At 63.6% G+C, this 16543-nt stretch carries 14 protein-coding genes; 5 read left to right on the forward strand and 9 right to left on the reverse strand.

Annotation, left to right across the window (positions count from 1 at the left end):
- The first annotated feature begins 11 nt into the window (after positions 1–11).
- The gene (locus F3J43_RS04140; protein WP_166883551.1) at positions 12–698 is read left to right on the forward strand and encodes a DUF4197 domain-containing protein; all 687 of its coding nucleotides are present in this window, start codon (positions 12–14) and stop codon (positions 696–698) included.
- Between the two features lie 124 nt (positions 699–822).
- Entirely contained in the window at positions 823–1149 is a 327-nt protein-coding gene (locus F3J43_RS04145) for a YbaY family lipoprotein (protein WP_166883552.1), read from the forward strand.
- Between the two features lie 45 nt (positions 1150–1194).
- On the opposite strand, the gene F3J43_RS04150 is transcribed toward F3J43_RS04145, so the two are convergent.
- Together F3J43_RS04150 and F3J43_RS04155 are read right to left on the reverse strand one after the other, a co-directional pair.
- Entirely contained in the window at positions 1195–4260 is a 3066-nt protein-coding gene (locus tag F3J43_RS04150; protein WP_166883553.1) for an efflux RND transporter permease subunit, read from the reverse strand.
- A gap of 6 nt (positions 4261–4266) precedes the next feature.
- Positions 4267–5364 carry an efflux RND transporter periplasmic adaptor subunit gene (locus F3J43_RS04155; protein ID WP_166883554.1) on the reverse strand — a complete coding sequence of 366 codons (1098 nt, stop codon included), beginning with the start codon at positions 5362–5364 and terminating at the stop codon, positions 4267–4269.
- A 183-nt stretch (positions 5365–5547) separates the two neighbouring features.
- On the opposite strand from F3J43_RS04155, the gene F3J43_RS04160 reads away from it, so the two are divergent.
- Complete coding sequence (locus F3J43_RS04160; RefSeq protein WP_166883555.1) at positions 5548–6177, forward strand: TetR/AcrR family transcriptional regulator; 630 nt, start codon at positions 5548–5550, stop codon at positions 6175–6177.
- Positions 6178–7120: 943 nt separating this feature from the next.
- Here F3J43_RS04160 and recJ read toward each other — a convergent pair.
- Positions 7121–8830, reverse strand: coding sequence for a single-stranded-DNA-specific exonuclease RecJ (recJ, locus tag F3J43_RS04165; protein WP_166883556.1), 1710 nt, complete (start codon positions 8828–8830; stop codon positions 7121–7123).
- A 28-nt stretch (positions 8831–8858) separates the two neighbouring features.
- Positions 8859–9401, reverse strand: coding sequence for a YaeQ family protein (locus tag F3J43_RS04170; RefSeq protein ID WP_166883557.1), 543 nt, complete (start codon positions 9399–9401; stop codon positions 8859–8861).
- Positions 9402–9606: 205 nt separating this feature from the next.
- Here F3J43_RS04170 and F3J43_RS04175 point away from each other — a divergent pair, with 205 nt between their 5' ends.
- The gene (locus F3J43_RS04175) at positions 9607–10806 is read left to right on the forward strand and encodes a CaiB/BaiF CoA transferase family protein (protein WP_166883558.1); all 1200 of its coding nucleotides are present in this window, start codon (positions 9607–9609) and stop codon (positions 10804–10806) included.
- A gap of 9 nt (positions 10807–10815) precedes the next feature.
- Positions 10816–11694 carry a TIGR02285 family protein gene (locus F3J43_RS04180; protein ID WP_166883559.1) on the forward strand — a complete coding sequence of 293 codons (879 nt, stop codon included), beginning with the start codon at positions 10816–10818 and terminating at the stop codon, positions 11692–11694.
- A 166-nt stretch (positions 11695–11860) separates the two neighbouring features.
- Here F3J43_RS04180 and F3J43_RS04185 read toward each other — a convergent pair whose 3' ends face one another.
- From F3J43_RS04185 to F3J43_RS04205, 5 genes are all read right to left on the reverse strand, one after another.
- Positions 11861–12142, reverse strand: coding sequence for a DUF3509 domain-containing protein (locus F3J43_RS04185; protein ID WP_166883560.1), 282 nt, complete (start codon positions 12140–12142; stop codon positions 11861–11863).
- A 96-nt stretch (positions 12143–12238) separates the two neighbouring features.
- The gene (locus tag F3J43_RS04190) at positions 12239–12652 is read right to left on the reverse strand and encodes a histidine kinase (protein WP_166883561.1); all 414 of its coding nucleotides are present in this window, start codon (positions 12650–12652) and stop codon (positions 12239–12241) included.
- Positions 12653–12815: 163 nt separating this feature from the next.
- Positions 12816–14225, reverse strand: coding sequence for a threonine synthase (thrC, locus tag F3J43_RS04195; RefSeq protein WP_166883562.1), 1410 nt, complete (start codon positions 14223–14225; stop codon positions 12816–12818).
- Between the two features lie 54 nt (positions 14226–14279).
- Positions 14280–15584 (reverse strand): homoserine dehydrogenase, encoded by a 1305-nt coding sequence (locus F3J43_RS04200; protein WP_166883563.1) that lies wholly within the window; start codon positions 15582–15584, stop codon positions 14280–14282.
- An 82-nt stretch (positions 15585–15666) separates the two neighbouring features.
- A complete protein-coding gene (locus tag F3J43_RS04205; RefSeq protein WP_166883564.1) occupies positions 15667–16428 on the reverse strand; it encodes a thioredoxin fold domain-containing protein in 762 nt (253 codons plus the stop codon).
- Positions 16429–16543: the final 115 nt, after the last annotated feature.

Consider the following 16543-nt stretch of genomic DNA (forward strand, 5'->3'; position numbering starts at 1 on the left):
AGGAAAGCCCCATGATCCGCACTTCCCTGCGCTTCACCACCCTGTGCGCCGGCCTGCTGCTGTCGGCCAGCGCCCTGGCCCTGTCGCTCGGCGACCTGTCCCAGAGCGATGCCTCCGGCGGCCTCAAGGACGCCCTCACCCAAGGCGCGCAGATTGCCGTCAAGCAACTGAGCACCCCCGGTGGTTTCAGCAACAATCCCGACGTGCGCATCGAACTGCCGGGCAACCTCGGCAAGGCCGCCAAGGCCATGAAGATGTTCGGCAAGGGTGACCAGGTCGATGCCCTGGAAACCAGCATGAACAAGGCCGCCGAAGCCGCTGTGCCACAGGCCCAGGCGATCCTGGTGGATGCGGTGAAGAAGATGACCGTGAGCGATGCCAAGGGCATCCTCAGCGGCGGCCAGGACTCGGCCACCCAATACCTGAACAAGAGCAGTCGCGAACAGATCCGCGCCAAGTTCCTGCCAATCGTCAAGCAGGCCACCGACAAGGTCGGCCTGGCCCAGCAGTACAACAGCTTCGCCGGGCAGGCCAAGGGCCTTGGTCTGATCAAGGATGACGCGAACATCGAGAACTACGTGACCGAGAAGGCCCTGGACGGCCTGTTCGAGATGATCGCCAAGCAAGAGGAAAGCATCCGCCAGAACCCGGCACAGGCGGCGACCAGCCTGGCGAAGAAGGTGTTCGGCGCTCTCTGAGGACATGTTCGGGCCGATGCCAGGCTGGCGCGGCCTGAATTGAGAGCGTTTCCATCTGCTACGCGTCTGTCATGGCGCGTACTTTCGTGACTGCCAATTCCTGGCAGTCCACAGAGAGAACACCATGACAGACACCACCCAGATCGCACTGAATATCGTCTACAGCATCGGCCAGGCCGAACAGCCTGCGGGCATGACTGTCACCCTGACCGATATCACCCATGCCGACAAAGCGAAAACGGTATTTGCCACCGGCGCCAACAGTGCTCCCTCTTCCCCGTGTGCCTATACCTTCAACATCGATAAGAGCACCATCGTTTTCGGCAACCAGTACCAGGTCACCGTGAACGTCAAGACCGATGCCGGCACCCAGTATCAGGACACCCGCACCTTCTCGCTGGTCGCTGACAACGATGCGCATGTCTTCGGCCTGAAACTGTCTCGCCAGTGATCCGTGCCGCGCCTGCCACCGTTTCTGCCGGCAGGCGCGTCGAGGTCAACCCTTCCGGACCCTGAACCACGCCGCATACAGCGCCGGCAGGAACAACAGGGTCAGCACCGTGGCCACGATCAGCCCACCCATGATCGCCACCGCCATCGGCCCGTAGAACACGCTTCGGGACAACGGGATCATCGCCAGCACCGCCGCCAACGCGGTCAGCACGATCGGCCGGAAGCGCCGTACCGTGGCCTCGATGATCGCCTGCCAACGGTCCAGCCCCGCCGCGATGTCCTGTTCGATCTGGTCGACCAGAATCACCGAGTTGCGCATGATCATCCCTGCCAGGGCGATGGTCCCGAGCATCGCGACGAAACCGAACGGCTGACGGAATACCAGCAGGAACAGCGTCACCCCGATCAGCCCCAGGGGCGCGGTGAGAAACACCATGAACATCCGCGAGAAACTGCGCAGCTGGATCATCAGCAGGCTCAGCACCACCACGATGAACAGTGGCATACCTGCGTTCACCGAACGCTGGCCGCGCTCGGAGTCCTCCACCGTGCCCCCCACTTCCAGCAGGTAGCCGTCCGGCAATGCATCCCTGACCTGCTGCAGGGTCGGCAGGATCTGCTTGACCAGGGTCGCCGGCTGTTCCTTGTCGTAGATGTCGGCGCGCACGGTGACGGTCGGCAGGCGGTTGCGGTGCCAGATGATGCCTTCCTCGAAGCCGTACTCAAGCGTCGCCACCTGCGACAACGCCACGCTCTGGCCGTTGTCGGTGGGCAGCGCCAGGCTGCCCAGGTTGCCCAGTTCGCGACGCTCCTCGGCGGTGCCACGCAGGAGGATCTCGATCAGCTCGTTGTCCTCGCGATACTGACTGACGCTGCTGCCGGTCAGCGAGCTCTGCAGGAAACTCGACAGGTGCGCGGTACTCACCCCCAGGGCGCGGGCGCGGTCCTGGTCGATGTTCAGGTACACCGCCTTGCTCGGTTCTTCCCAGTCCAGGTGAACGTTGACCACATGGGGGTTCTCGCGCACCTTGTCCGCCACCTGGCGGGCCAGGGCGCGAACTTTCTCGATGTGCTCGCCGGTCACCCGGAACTGCACCGGATAGCCCACGGGCGGGCCGTTCTCAAGACGCGTGACTCGCGAGCGCAGGTCGGGGAACTGCTGGTCGAGGGTGTCGATCAGCCAACTGCGCAGGCGCTCGCGGTCTTCCAGCGACTTGGCCAGCACCACGAACTGGGCGAAGCTCGCCGCCGGCAACTGCTGGTCGAGCGGCAGGTAGAAACGCGGTGAGCCGGTGCCGACGTAGGCCACATAGTTGTCGATGCCCTGCTGCTGCTTGAGCATCGCCTCCAGTTGCCGGACACGCTCGGCGGTGTTGTTCAGCGAAGCACCCTCGGCCAGCTTCAAGTCGACCATCAACTCCGGTCGCCCGGAGGCCGGGAAGAACTGCTGGGGCACGAAGCGGAACAGCAGGATGCTGCCGACGAAAGCAGCGATGGTCAGCAGGATGACCGTCTTGCGTCGCCGCACGCACCACTCCACCAGCCGCCGCACGCGCTGGTAGAACGGCGTCGCGTAGGGATCCGGGGCCTGGCCGTCCTTGCCATGACGCGCCGCGTGCAACTTGGCCAGGTCTGGCAGCAGGCGCTCGCCCAGGTACGGCACGAACACCACCGCCGCGACCCAGGAGGTCAACAGGGCGATGGTCACAACCTGGAAGATCGAACGGGTGTACTCACCGGTGCTGGAGGCTGCCGTGGCGATCGGCAGGAAGCCTGCAGCAGTGATCAGGGTGCCGGTGAGCATCGGGAAGGCCGTGCTCGACCAGGCGTAGCTGGCAGCCTTGAGCCGGTCGTAGCCCTGCTCCATCTTGATCGCCATCATCTCCACCGCGATGATCGCATCGTCCACCAGCAAGCCCAGGGCCAATACCAGCGCGCCCAGGGAGATCTTGTGCAGGCCGATGCCGAAGTAGTGCATCGCGGCGAAGGTCATGGCCAGCACCAGCGGAATCGCCAGGGCCACCACCAGGCCGGTGCGCAGGCCCAGGGAGAAGAAGCTCACCAGCAGGACGATGGCCAGGGCCTCGATCAGCACCTGGACGAACTCGCCGACCCCAGCCTTGACCGCCGCCGGCTGGTCGGAGACCTTGCGCAGCTCCATGCCGGCCGGCAGCCCCTGGGCCAGACGAGCGAACTCGCCTTCCAGGGCCTTGCCCAACACCAGGATGTCGCCGCCGTCCTTCATCGACACCGCCAGGCCGATGGCGTCCTCGCCCATGAAGCGCATGCGTGGCGCGGGCGGATCGTTGAAGCCACGCTTGACCTCGGCGACATCGCCGATACGGAAGGTGCGATCGCCCACGCGAATGGGGAACTGGCGGATCTGCTCGACACTGTCGAAACGGCCACTGACCCGCAGTTGCAGGCGTTCGCTGGGGGTTTCGAAGAAACCCGCGGTGCTCAGCGCGTTCTGCTCGCGCAGCGCCTGCTGCACCGCGCTCAGGGGAACGCCGAGGGTCGCCAGCTTGACGTTGGACAGCTCGATCCAGACCTTCTCGTCCTGCAGGCCGAGCAGTTCGACCTTGCCCACATCCTTGACCCGCTGGAGCTGGATCTGGATACGGTCGGCATAGTCCTTGAGCACCGCGTAGTCGAAGCCAGGACCGGTCAGGGCGTAGATGTTGCCGAAGGTGGTGCCGAACTCATCGTTGAAGAACGGGCCCTGGACTTCCGGTGGCAGGGTGTACTTGATGTCCGCGACCTTCTTGCGGATCTGGTACCACAGCTCGGGAATGTCCTTGGAGTGCAGGGAGTCGCGCGCCATAAAGGTGACCTGCGACTCGCCCGGGCGGGAGAACGAGACGATCTTCTCGTACTCGCCGGTCTCCATCAGTTTCTTCTCGATGCGCTCGGTGACCTGGCGCGAGACTTCCTCGGCGGTGGCTCCCGGCCACAGGGTACGGATGACCATGGCCTTGAAGGTGAAGGGAGGGTCCTCGCTCTGCCCCAGCTTGGTGTAGGACATGGCACCGACCGCGGCCAGCAGGATCATCAGGAACAGCACGATCTGGCGATTGCGCAGCGCCCAGGCGGAAAGGTTGAAACCCATCGGGACTTACTCCTTGGCCGCCAGGTTCACATCACGGTTGCTACGGTCCACTGGCCGCACCTGCTGCCCCTCGCGCAGTACATGACCGCCAGCGGCGACCACCCAGTCGCTGGCCTGCAGGCCCTCGAGCACCGGCACGCTGTCGGCGCCATAGGGGCCCAGGCGGACCATCGCGCGTTCCAGCCGGTTGTCCTTGCCCACCCGCCAGACATAGGCCTGGCCGCTCTCGGCGGTGACCGCCGAGAGCGGCACCGCCAGTGGCGAGCGTTCGGCATGGGCAATGAACACCCGGGCGCTTTGCCCCAGCTCCGCCGGGGCATTGCTGGAGGTGAAGGCGATTCGCGCGGCAAAGGTGCGCGAGCGCGGGTCAGCGGCTGGCGACAGCTCGCGAATACGCCCTTCGAAGCGTTGATTGGGGTGCGACCACAGCTCGACGCTGACCGTCTGCCCCACTGCGAAACGGGCGAACTGCTGTTCAGGCAGGCCGATGGCCACCTCGCGTTCGCCGTCAGCGGCGAGGGTGAACACCGTCTGCCCCGCCGCGACCACCTGGCCAACCTCGACCTGGCGCTTGGCGATCACTCCGGCCTGGGGGGCACGCAACACGGCGTAGTCGGCCTGGTTGCCGGCCACCTCGAACTCGGCCTTGGCCTGTTTCAGACGAGCCTGACCGGCACGGTAGAGATTTTCGGCGTTGTCGAACTGGGAATGGCTGACCATCTGCCGGTCCAGGAGTTTCTGGTAGCGGTCGCGCTCGGCGCGAACCAGGGCCAGGTTGGCCTCGGCGGCGGCGAGCTGGGCGCGGTTGGCTTCCAGTTGCAGGCGTACGTCCTGCGGGTCGAGCTCGGCCAGTGGCTGCTCGGCCTTGACCCGCTGGCCCTCCTCCACCAGGCGCTTGCTGACCTTGCCACCGATGCGGAAGGCCAACTCCGGCTCGAAGCGCGCGCGCACTTCGCCGGGGTAGCTGTCGGCGGAGGCGCCGGCGGGCTGGGGCTGGACCACCAGCGCCGGACGCGGCGGCGCCGGTGGCGCGGCGTCCTGGCCGCAGGCGGTGAGCAGCACGATGGCCGCGGGCAAGGCAAGGGACAACGCACGACGCAACATGATGAGGGACCTTTAGCAGAGGGCGCATCGAATATTTATACTGGCCGGTATATTAAGTCAGCGGCACGGGGCGGGGAAGCGGGGCGAGGCGAGAAAAAGCAGATCAACGTTGCGACATACACTGCAGCCTGATGTGCCGTGACCCGGTAAGATGCTCATCTTTCACAGCAAATACGGATTCCAATGTCCCACGACGCACCCACTGGCCCAGGCCGGCCCAAGGACCTGGCCAAGCGCGAGGCCATCCTCGAGGCCGCCAAGTCGCTGTTCCTCAGCCTTGGCTATGCCAGCACCAGCATGGATGCGGTCGCTTCGGCGGCAGGTGTTTCCAAACTCACGGTCTACAGCCATTTCACCGACAAGCAGACATTGTTCGGCGCGGCGGTCATGGCAACCTGCCAGACCCAGTTGCCTGACTTGATCTTCGAATACCCGGAGGGGGCTGCGCTGGAAGAGGTACTGCTGAGCATCGCCCGGGGGTTCCAGGCGCTGATCAGCTCCGACGAGTCGGTCAAGCTCAGTCGGCTGATCATTGCTCAAGGGAGCCAGGATCCGGGGTTCGGGCAGTACTTCTACGAAGCGGGGCCCAAGCGAGTGGTGGCGGGGATGGAGGCGCTGCTGCGTACGGTCGATCAACGGGGGGCGCTGAAGATCGACAACCCGCTGCGGGCGGCGGAGCATTTCTTCTGCCTGGTCAAGGGGGCGCCGGATTATCGATTGCTGATCGGGTGCGCGCCGGCGTTGACGGGGGATGAGGCGGAAGTGCATGTGCGGGAGGCGGTGGGAGTGTTTGTTCGGGCTTATCGGGTTTAGGGGATTCGGGATTAAAGGTGATGGTTTTGCTAGATGTATGCGCATTCGTTTTCTTTATCGACGCATAGTCACCTTTCCGCCCTTACGGCGGGTCCCTTTTTGAAGGATCAAAAAGGAACCAAAAAATCCTCGCTCCATCATCCGGCCCCTACGCTTCGCTTCGGGGTCCCCTCGCTACGGTGCCTTCCGGGCCAGCGCGGCCTACGACTTGCTGCGCAAGTCTACATCTCGCGCCCTCGGCTACGCCGAGGGGTGCTGCGCACCTGGCCCTACAGACACCTTCGCTCGGCCTCCTGAAGTCGCAATAGGTGTCGCCTGGACTATTGCGCGCTTAAAAGCCAAAGCAAGAGCAAGAGCAAGAGCAAGAGCAAGAGCAAGAAGCTTGAAATTTTAAATATCTGCCCAAGAATTATTTGGCAGCACACCCTGATTTATCTGCTGATATCTCTAGCGAATATATGCTTGCTTGGCCTGCAACCCATTAGTTTGGACTGTGTGCGGCCTGCCTTGTTGTAAAAGTATGGCTTTCGCCCCCCATCGCAGGCTCCACCAGCGCCTACAGCCGACGACCAAAAGACAAAAGACAAAAGACAAGAAACAGGAAACAGGAAACAGGAAACAGGAAACAGGAAACAGGAAACAGGAAACAGGAAACAGAAGCCTAGGCGACTAGTGGGGAAAATGTGGGAGCTGGCGAAGCCAGCGATTGGGCCGGCAAGATCACACGAGACCCTGCTAGGGCGCACAGGGCCGGATGAACGGAGCGTATGTGGGTGAGTCATCCCCGCAGCGTTTTTTGACCACTTTCTGTCGCGTTTGACAAGAAGTGCCCCACCGTAAGGGCGCAAAGGTAACTAAGCATCGATAAAGCAAATGAACGCGCATATAACGTTCAAAACAAACCAGCCCCTGCCAAGCCAACACCCAACCAGAACCAAAAGAATCAGCGCGGTTCCATATGCGCAATCATCAACTGCACACTCTCATTCCCCCGAAACTCATTCACATCCAGCTTATAAGCCAACTCCACCCACCGCACAGTAGGATTCGGCCAAACCTCCCGATCAACCCCAAACGCAATCCCATCCAACCGCACCGAACCACACTCGCTCTTGAGCACCACCTTCAGATGCCGCTCCCCCACGACCCGCTGCTCGACCAGCTGGAACACCCCATGGAACAACGGCTCCGGAAAGTGCTGCCCCCAAGGCCCGGCATTACGCAACGCCCGCGCCAGATCCAAGTGAAACTCCTCGACCGCCAGCGAGCCATCGGACAGCAACCGCCCAGTCAAGTCCTCCTCCCGAAGCTGACGCCGCACCTCCTCGTCGAACGCCTCGGCGAATGCCGGAAAATGCTCGGCCGGCAACGACAACCCAGCCGCCATCGCATGCCCGCCGAACTTGCTGATCAACGCCGGATGCCGTGCCGCCACCGCATCCAGCGCATCACGGATATGGAAACCCGCCACCGAGCGCGCCGACCCCTTGAGCATCCCCTCCCCCGCGTCGGCAAACGCAATCGTCGGTCGGTGGTAACGCTCCTTCAGACGAGAAGCCAGGATCCCAATCACCCCCTGGTGCCAATCTGCATCGAACAGGCACAAACCATAGGGCATGGACTCGACAGGCAAGTCCTTGAGCTGGGCCAGCGCCTCGCGCTGCATACCCTGCTCGATGGACTTGCGGTCCTGGTTCAGGCCATCGAGCTGCTGGGCCATGTCCAGCGCCAATGCCGCGTCATCGCACAACAGGCACTCGATACCCAGGCTCATGTCATCCAGGCGCCCGGCAGCATTGAGTCGCGGCCCCAGGATGAAGCCCAGATCGGTGGAGGTGATACGGCGGTGATCCCGCCGGGCGACCTCCAGGATCGCCTTCAAACCCGGCCGGGCACGACCGGCACGAATGCGCTCCAGGCCCTGGTGCACCAGGATCCGGTTGTTGGCATCCAGCGGCACCACATCGGCCACACTGCCCAGCGCCACCAGGTCGAGCAGTTCGCCGATGTTCGGCTGCGCCTGGGTCTCATAGCGCCCCAGGCCCCGCAAGCGGGCGCGCAATGCCATCAGCACGTAGAAAATCACCCCCACACCCGCCAACGACTTGCTCGGGAACGCACAACCCGGCTGGTTCGGGTTGACGATGGCATCGGCATCAGGCAACTGCTCACCGGGCAGGTGATGGTCGGTAACCAGCACCTTGAGCCCAGCAGCCTTCGCTGCGGCGACACCGTCAATGCTGGAAATGCCGTTGTCCACGGTGATCAGTAACTGCGGCTGGCGTTGCAAGGCCACCTCGACGATCTCCGGGGTCAGGCCATAGCCATACTCGAAACGGTTGGGCACCAGGTAGTCGACATGCGCCGCGCCCAACAACCGCAGGCCAAGGACACCAACCGTGCTGGCCGTGGCGCCGTCGGCGTCGAAATCACCAACGATGAGGATACGCTGGCGCTGATCGAGGGCCTCGACCAGCAGATCCACCGCCGCCTCGATACCCTTGAGCTGCTGGTACGGCAGCAAGCGTGCCAGGCTCTTGTCCAGCTCGGCCTCGGACTGCACGCCACGGGCGGCGTACAAGCGGGTCAGCAGGGGCGGCAGGTTGCCCAGCATGGGCAGGATCGACGGCAGGGGACGGGGTTCGATTCGCATGAGATCTTCGGTATCGGGTGTGAACAGGTCAGCCGCGCTCGCCGAGCAGCCACTCCAGCTGCACTTCGTGCTGGCCACGATCGTCGGTGACGAACAGCGTACCTTCGCTGATCATCACATCCCACTTGATCGTCCGTGGCATGTCGGTGGCCAGGGTTTCCAGCACTTCCTGGGGAACTGCGGCGATATTCAGGTTTTTCAGGCCCTTGACCGCGTCGACCACCTTGTTCTGCCAGACCCGCAAACTACCGTAGGCCAGCAGGCTGGTACGCTCGGTACGGCGCGAACACCAGGTCAGGCGCTCGGCGTCAGGCTGGCCGACCTCGATCCAGTGCAGGATGCGGTCGTCCAGGCTCTTTTCCCACAACGCGGCTTCATCGACATCAGACAGGCCACGGCCAAACGACAACTGCTCGTTGTACCACAGGGCATAGGCCAGCAAGCGCACGGCCATGCGCTCCTCGGTTTCCGAAGGATGGCGGGCGATAGTCTGGCGGACGCTCTCGTAGACGCCACGGTCGAGGTCGGTCAGATTCAGTTCGAACTTGTAGGTGGTGGACGGCTGGGCCATGGGCACGGGCTTCGTTGAAAAATAAAGTCGCACAGTCTAACTGATCCGACGCCATCGCGGACCTGCCCCGCCGATTCCATCGCCCAAACGCCATGGGGATCCACCCCAGGAGCAGACTTGCCTCGCGCGGCTCGAACAGCTCTATACCTGCCACCGCCCAGCTGTGATACAACCACCGCTCGACGCCCTTCGCCACGGATGCCCCATGCCCACGCCCAGCAAACCTCTCGCCGGCCTGAAAGTCATCGAACTCGGCACCCTGATCGCCGGCCCGTTCGCCTCGCGCATCTGCGCCGAGTTCGGCGCCGAGGTGATCAAGGTCGAATCCCCCGATGGCGGCGATCCGTTGCGCAAGTGGCGCAAGCTGTACGAAGGCACCTCGCTGTGGTGGTTCGTCCAGGCCCGCAACAAACAGTCCCTGACCCTCAACCTCAAACACCCCGAAGGCCGTGACGTGCTCAAGCGCCTGCTCGCCGACGCCGACATCCTGATCGAGAACTTCCGGCCCGGCGTGCTGGAGAAGCTTGGCCTGGGCTGGGACGTGCTGCACGCGCTCAACCCGCGCCTGGTGATGGTGCGCCTGTCAGGCTTCGGCCAGACAGGCCCGATGAAAGACCAGCCAGGCTTCGGCGCGGTTGGTGAGTCCATGGGCGGGCTACGCTACATCACCGGCTTCGAGGACCGCCCCCCCGTGCGCACGGGAATCTCCATCGGCGACTCCATCGCCGCCCTGTGGGGTGTGATCGGCGCGCTGATGGCCCTGCGTCATCGCGAGGTGAACGGCGGACAGGGCCAGGTGGTCGACGTGGCACTGTACGAGGCGATCTTCGCCATGATGGAAAGCATGGTCCCGGAGTTCGACGTGTTCGGTTTCATCCGCGAACGCACCGGCAACATCATGCCTGGCATCACCCCCTCCTCCATCCATACCAGCGCCGATGGCCGCCACGTACAGATCGGCGCCAATGGCGATGCGATCTTCAAGCGGTTCATGCAGGCCATTGGCCGCGACGACCTGGCCAATGACCCCACGCTGGCCAGCAACGATGGCCGCGACAGCCGTCGCGACGAACTGTATGGCGTGATCGACCGCTGGGTGAACAGCCTGCCACTTGACGAAGTGATGCAGGCCCTCACCGCCGCCGAGGTTCCCGCCAGCCGCATCTATAGCGCCGAAGATATGTTCAGCGACCCGCAGTTCCTCGCCCGCGAGATGTTTCTCCAGGCCCGCCTGCCGGACGGCAAGCCGTTCAAGATGCCCGGCATCGTGCCCAAGCTCTCGGACACACCCGGCTCCAGCGAATGGGTCGGCCCAGCGCTCGGCGAACATACCGTGTCAGTGCTGGCCAAGCTGGGCTACGACAGCAAGGCGATCAGCCGCCTGCGCGCCGACGGCACGGTCTGACCACGGACCATGCGTATCGTCCACCTGCCTCTGTTGCTGTGCCTGCTCACGACCTTCTGCCTGGCACAGTCGGCGGTGGCGCGCGAGCGGCTGCTATGGCTGGTTCGCGATCTGCCGCCGTTCACCATCCTCGAAGGTCCGGCCAAGGGCCAGGGCGTGATCGACCAGTTGCTGCCGCAACTGATCGAGCAGATGCCCGAATACGAGCACAGCATCGTCCGGGTCAACCGCGCGCGGGGTATCCAGATGCTCCAGGACTCAAGCTTCACCTGCGACCCCACCCTGCTCTGGACCCCGGAGCGGGAAAAGTACGTGCGCTTCTCCACCCCCTCGCTGGCGGTGATGAGCAGCGGCCTGGTAGTACGCCGCCAGGACCAGGCCCTGCTGGCGCCCTTCCTCGACGACCAGCACGTCGACCTGCAGCGCCTGCTGGCACAGACCCGACTCAAGCTCGGCATCGTCGCCGAGCGCAGCTACAGCGCACAGGTCGACCAGGTGCTGCGCCAACTGCCCGATAGTGCCTTCAGCCGCCACTACGGCAACGATGCCACTGCCAACCTGCTGCAGATGCAGCAGCTAGGGCGCCTGCAACTGGTGCTCGGCTACTGGCCCGAGGTGCGTTACCTGATCCAGCAGCAAGGTGGCTCCCTCGAGGACTACCGGTTCTATCCGATCAGCGGCGTGAACCGCTACCAATACCTGCACGTGGGTTGTTCCAACACACCACTCGGACGCGAGGCGATCGCCCACATCGACCAGTTGTTGCCCGAGCTGCGCCGCGGCCCTCTGCCAGAGCTCTACGCGCACTGGCTCGACCCTGAACTGCGGGGTGACTACCTGGAACAGGTCCGGCACGCCTTCGAACATGGCCTGACCGGCCTGCGCTAGGCCACGGTCGCGGGAACCGTCTGCGCCCGTTCAGGCCAAAAGAAACCCCGACCATCGGGGAGCAATGATCGAGGTCAAGCGAAAGCCTTTGTGGCCTATCAGTGACAGGCGAATGGGCACCTGAACATGGCCCCATACGCTGTCCCTGAAGATTCCGGGGGCCCTCTCAGGCAAAGGTTCCCTGGATCTGTCGCTGATGCTGCAAGGCAGCAATGACACAGGGCTGCAACCGACCCTCGGCGATCTGCAGGTCACGGTGCAGACCGTCGACCAGATCGACCAGCAATTGCTGTTCCTGCAACTGGCGGGGGCTCACCTTGCGTTGCAGGATCACCGCCCCGTGCTCGTCATGCACCGACAACTGCCGGTTGCCGGTGCTGTCCAGGGCGTCCAGGCGCGCCTGGTAAGGGCTCAGGGCATCATTGAGCAGTCTGCAGATTCTTTCCATCCGGATCACTCGCTGTTTGAGGGTCGTATCGGAACTGACCGTCGAGGCCACTGCAAAGTTCGCCCCGTCCGGCCCGTTACAGCGAGCATGAGCGCACTACATGACAGTTTCTCGCGTCTGACGGCGCCGCCCTGTCCTCGACAACTGCCCGAGCGCCTGCTGCAACTCGACGCTGGAAAGCGGCCAGCTCAGTTCCGCCAACACCCACAGGCCATGGCGACGAGCCTCGCTCGCCAGATTGCATACTTGGTCATTCCCCCGTCCGACGAACAGCAGCGCCTTGGCCCAGATCTGCTGACGCAGGCTGGCGAACAGCGAGCGTGCGCTGACCAGCACAGCATCGCAATCCAATACCAGCACATCCACGGTGCGTCGCTCGAGCCTGACCAGGGTATGACGCACATCTTCCACCACACGGACATTGAACACGCCTTGGGCGTTGAAGGCCTGGTGCAGCAGGATCTGATGGGAGGAGCGAGGTTGCTGAATCAGAATCTGAAGCTGGTGCATGAGCCTTTCCCGAGAACCCCTGTGAAGGATATGCGGAGCACATTAGCGGAAATGCGTACCCAAGCCACATAGGATAAATCTGATAAAGAACCAGGCGCCGCCAGGCGGCAGGCATAAAAAAACCCGTCCATAGGACGGGTTCTTTATTTGCTTGCCGGATCGCTTACAGCGGCTTGCCGCGATTGCCGTGCTGGCTGACGAAGGCCTGTACAGCCTTGAGGTCATTGGCCAGCACCGTGCAACGCTCTTCACGGCTGAACAGGTCACTCAAGTGGGACGGCAGCTCGAGAGCCTTTTCAACACCGGCCTTTTCCACGGCTTCAGGGAACTTGACCGGATGCGCAGTGCCCAGCACCACCATCGGCGTGTCCAGGCTGCGACGGCATTCACGGGCCGCCTTGACGCCAATGGCGGTGTGCGGGTCGAGCACCTCGCCAGTACGCTCGAACACCTCGGCGATGGTCTCGCAGGTTTGTTCGTCGGTCACGGCCAGGGAGTCGAACAGTTTGCGCGCTTCGGTCCAACGGTCCTGTTCGACACTGAAGCCACCGCCTCGCTTGAAGGTGTCCATTAGCTCGGCGACAGCCGCGCCATTGCGACCGTGCAGGTCGAACAGCAGGCGCTCGAAGTTGGACGACACCATGATGTCCATCGACGGCGACAAGGTCGGGTGCAGGGCATCCTTGACGTACTGGTTGCCGCTCATGAAGCGGTGCAGGATGTCGTTGCGGTTGGTCGCCACCACCAGCTGGCTGATCGGCAGGCCCATGTTGCGGGCGAGGTAGCCGGCGAAGATATCGCCGAAGTTGCCGGTCGGCACCGAGAACGCCACCGAACGCGCCGGGCCGCCCAACTGCAGGGCCGCGTGGAAGTAGTAGACGATCTGGGCCATGATCCGCGCCCAGTTGATCGAGTTGACCGCCACCAGGCGGGTGCCCTTGAGGAACGACTGGTCGGCGAAGCTGGCCTTGACCATCTCCTGGCAGTCGTCGAAGTTGCCCTCGATGGCGATGTTGTGGATGTTGTCGCCGAGGATGGTGGTCATCTGCCGGCGCTGCACTTCCGACACACGCTGGTGCGGGTGCAGGATGAAGATGTCGACGTTGTCGCAACGGCGGCACCCTTCGATGGCGGCGGAGCCAGTGTCACCGCTGGTGGCCCCGACGATCACCACGCGCTCGCCGCGCTTGACCAGGACGTGGTCGAGCAGGCGGCCGAGCAGTTGCAAGGCGAAGTCCTTGAACGCCAGGGTCGGACCGTGGAACAGCTCCATGACCCACTCATTGCCGTTCAATTGGCGCAGCGGCGCAACGGCGGCATGGGCGAAGTTGCCGTAGGTTTCCTCGAGAATTTTCTTGAAATCGGCATCGGCGATGCTGCCTTCGACGAACGGACGCATCACCCGGAAAGCCAGCTCGTGATACGGCAGGCCGGCCCAGGAGGCAATCTCTTCCTGGGTGAAGCGCGGCAGGTTCTCAGGCACGTACAGACCGCCATCGCTGGCCAGGCCAGCCAGCAGGACGTCTTCGAAATTCAGGGCCGGAGCCTGGCCACGGGTACTGATATAGCGCATGGGTACAAACCTTCGATGCTGGGCGCGGGCCGCCCGGGCGGCCCGCCGCTGAGATTAATTGAGCTGTTCGACGCGAATCCGCACGACCTTGCCGACCACGTCCTGAAGCCCCTCGAGGGCGACGATGGCGTCATCGATGCGCTGCTCGACCACACGGTGGGTCAGCAGGATCATCGGCACCAGGCCGTCCTGTTCCTCGGCTTCCTTCTGCATGATCGACTCGATGTTGATGCCACGCGCCGAGAGGATGCTGGCGACCTGGGCCAGCACGCCCGGATGGTCCTTGGCCTGGATGCGCAGGTAGTAGGCGCTTTCGCATGCCTCGATCGGCAAAATCGGATGGGCCGACAGTGCATCCGGCTGGAAGGCCAGGTGCGGCACACGGTTTTCCGGGTCGGAGGTCATGGCGCGGACCACGTCGACCAGATCGGCGACCACCGACGAGGCGGTCGGCTCCATGCCGGCACCGGCACCGTAGTACAGGGTCGAGCCGGCGGCATCGCCGTTGACCATGACTGCGTTCATCACGCCGTTGACATTGGCGATCAGGCGATCGCTGGGGATCAGCGTCGGGTGCACGCGCAGCTCGATGCCGTCGGCAGTGCGCCGGGCCATGCCCAGGTGCTTGATGCGATAGCCCAGGGCCTCGGCATAGTTGACGTCGGCAGTGGTCAACTGGGTGATGCCTTCGGTGTAGGCCTTGTCGAACTGCAGCGGAATGCCAAAGGCGATGGAGGCCAGGATGGTCAGCTTGTGCGCCGCGTCGATGCCCTCGACGTCGAAGGTCGGGTCGGCCTCGGCGTAACCCAGCGCCTGGGCTTCGGCCAGCACGTCGGGGAAGGCACGGCCCTTGTCGCGCATTTCGGTGAGGATGAAGTTGCCGGTGCCGTTGATGATCCCGGCCAGCCAGTTGATACGGTTGGCCGACAGGCCCTCGCGGATGGCCTTGATCACCGGGATGCCGCCAGCCACCGCGGCCTCGAAGGCGACGATGACGCCCTTCTCGCGGGCCTTGGCGAAGATTTCGTTGCCGTGCACGGCGATCAGCGCCTTGTTGGCGGTGACCACGTGCTTGCCATTTTCGATGGCCTTGAGCACCAGGTCGCGGGCGATTGTGTAGCCGCCGATCAGCTCGATGACGATATCGATCTCGGGGTTGCTCGCGACTTCGAACACATCAGCGGTAATGGGGGTACCGGTAATCTGGCAGTTCGGGTTCGGCGAGCGCATGGCAATCTGTGCCACTTCAATACCGCGCCCGGCACGGCGGGCAATCTCCTCGGCGTTGCGCTGAAGTACATTGAAGGTTCCGCCACCGACGGTCCCCAACCCACAAATGCCTACTTTGACCGGATTCACAGTGAACTCCCCATTGAACGGCCGGCACCTGCGCCGACCGTGAAACATGCCGTCACCCCATGACGACGGCGTACTGAATTGATTACTTGCTCTCGGCCAGCGCCAGCTTGGCCACCTGTGGTGCCGGCTGGTAGCCCGGGATCACCTGGCCGTTCTGCAGCACGATGGCCGGCGTACCGTTGACACCGATCGACTGGCCGAGCTGGAACTGCTTGCCGACCGGATTGGCGCACTTGGCGGCCTTGATTTCCTTGCCTTCGACCATCTTGTCCAGCGCCGCGCGGCGATCACTGGAGCACCAGACCGCCTGCAACTGCTGGTCGCCCGGCGAGCCGGGGCCCTGGCGCGGGAAGGCGACATAGCGCACTTCGATACCGCGGCGGTTCAGTTCGGGGACCTCGGCATGCAGCTTGTGGCAATACGGGCAGGTGGTGTCGGTGAACACAGTGATGTGCGACTTGGTTTCACCCTTGGCCGGGTAGACGACCATCTCGCCTGCCGGAATGCCGTTGATCAGCTTGGCAATGCCCTGGCGCTCGGTCTTCTCGGTGAGGTTGACCGGTTTGCCGTCCTGGATCTGGAACAGGTAGCCCTGCATCACGAACTGGCCGTCGGCGCTGGCGTACAGCACGCGGCCGCCCTGCAGCTTGACTTCGTACAGGCCATTGAGCGGGCTGCTGGCGACGCTCTCGACCGGCACCTCCAGCTCGAGGTTCTGCAGCGACTTGCGGATCGCCTGCTCGGCACCGGTGTTGGCGGCGGCAGCGTTATCGGTCGCGGCAGCGACGGCAAAGGTACTGGCCAGCGCCAGGGCGGCGGCGGCGAAAATCGGGGTCAAGCGCATGGGGTACTCCTGAAAGCGGACGGGGCCTGAAGGGCGTCGTCCACGCCGCAAGCGTGGCGAACGGTCGGCCCTTGCAACAAACCGTCCAAGCCTACCACAACAGACCGGCGCAGAA

This window comes from Pantoea sp. Cy-639, assembly GCF_011752525.1.
Taxonomy (GTDB): Bacteria; Pseudomonadota; Gammaproteobacteria; order Pseudomonadales; family Pseudomonadaceae; genus Aquipseudomonas.

Bases quoted from the DNA above. Each gene is read 5' to 3' on its own strand.
- F3J43_RS04180 (WP_166883559.1), top strand. From the start codon at position 10,816: ATGCGTATCGTCCACCTGCCTCTGTTGCTGTGCCTGCTCACGACCTTC.
- F3J43_RS04145 (WP_166883552.1), top strand. From the start codon at position 823: ATGACAGACACCACCCAGATCGCACTGAATATCGTCTACAGCATCGGC.
- F3J43_RS04205 (WP_166883564.1), bottom strand. From the start codon at position 16,428: ATGCGCTTGACCCCGATTTTCGCCGCCGCCGCCCTGGCGCTGGCCAGT.
- F3J43_RS04190 (WP_166883561.1), bottom strand. From the start codon at position 12,652: ATGCACCAGCTTCAGATTCTGATTCAGCAACCTCGCTCCTCCCATCAG.
- F3J43_RS04155 (WP_166883554.1), bottom strand. From the start codon at position 5,364: ATGTTGCGTCGTGCGTTGTCCCTTGCCTTGCCCGCGGCCATCGTGCTG.
- F3J43_RS04160 (WP_166883555.1), top strand. From the start codon at position 5,548: ATGTCCCACGACGCACCCACTGGCCCAGGCCGGCCCAAGGACCTGGCC.
- F3J43_RS04175 (WP_166883558.1), top strand. From the start codon at position 9,607: ATGCCCACGCCCAGCAAACCTCTCGCCGGCCTGAAAGTCATCGAACTC.
- F3J43_RS04185 (WP_166883560.1), bottom strand. From the start codon at position 12,142: ATGGAAAGAATCTGCAGACTGCTCAATGATGCCCTGAGCCCTTACCAG.
- F3J43_RS04140 (WP_166883551.1), top strand. From the start codon at position 12: ATGATCCGCACTTCCCTGCGCTTCACCACCCTGTGCGCCGGCCTGCTG.
- F3J43_RS04150 (WP_166883553.1), bottom strand. From the start codon at position 4,260: ATGGGTTTCAACCTTTCCGCCTGGGCGCTGCGCAATCGCCAGATCGTG.
- thrC (WP_166883562.1), bottom strand. From the start codon at position 14,225: ATGCGCTATATCAGTACCCGTGGCCAGGCTCCGGCCCTGAATTTCGAA.
- recJ (WP_166883556.1), bottom strand. From the start codon at position 8,830: ATGCGAATCGAACCCCGTCCCCTGCCGTCGATCCTGCCCATGCTGGGC.
- F3J43_RS04170 (WP_166883557.1), bottom strand. From the start codon at position 9,401: ATGGCCCAGCCGTCCACCACCTACAAGTTCGAACTGAATCTGACCGAC.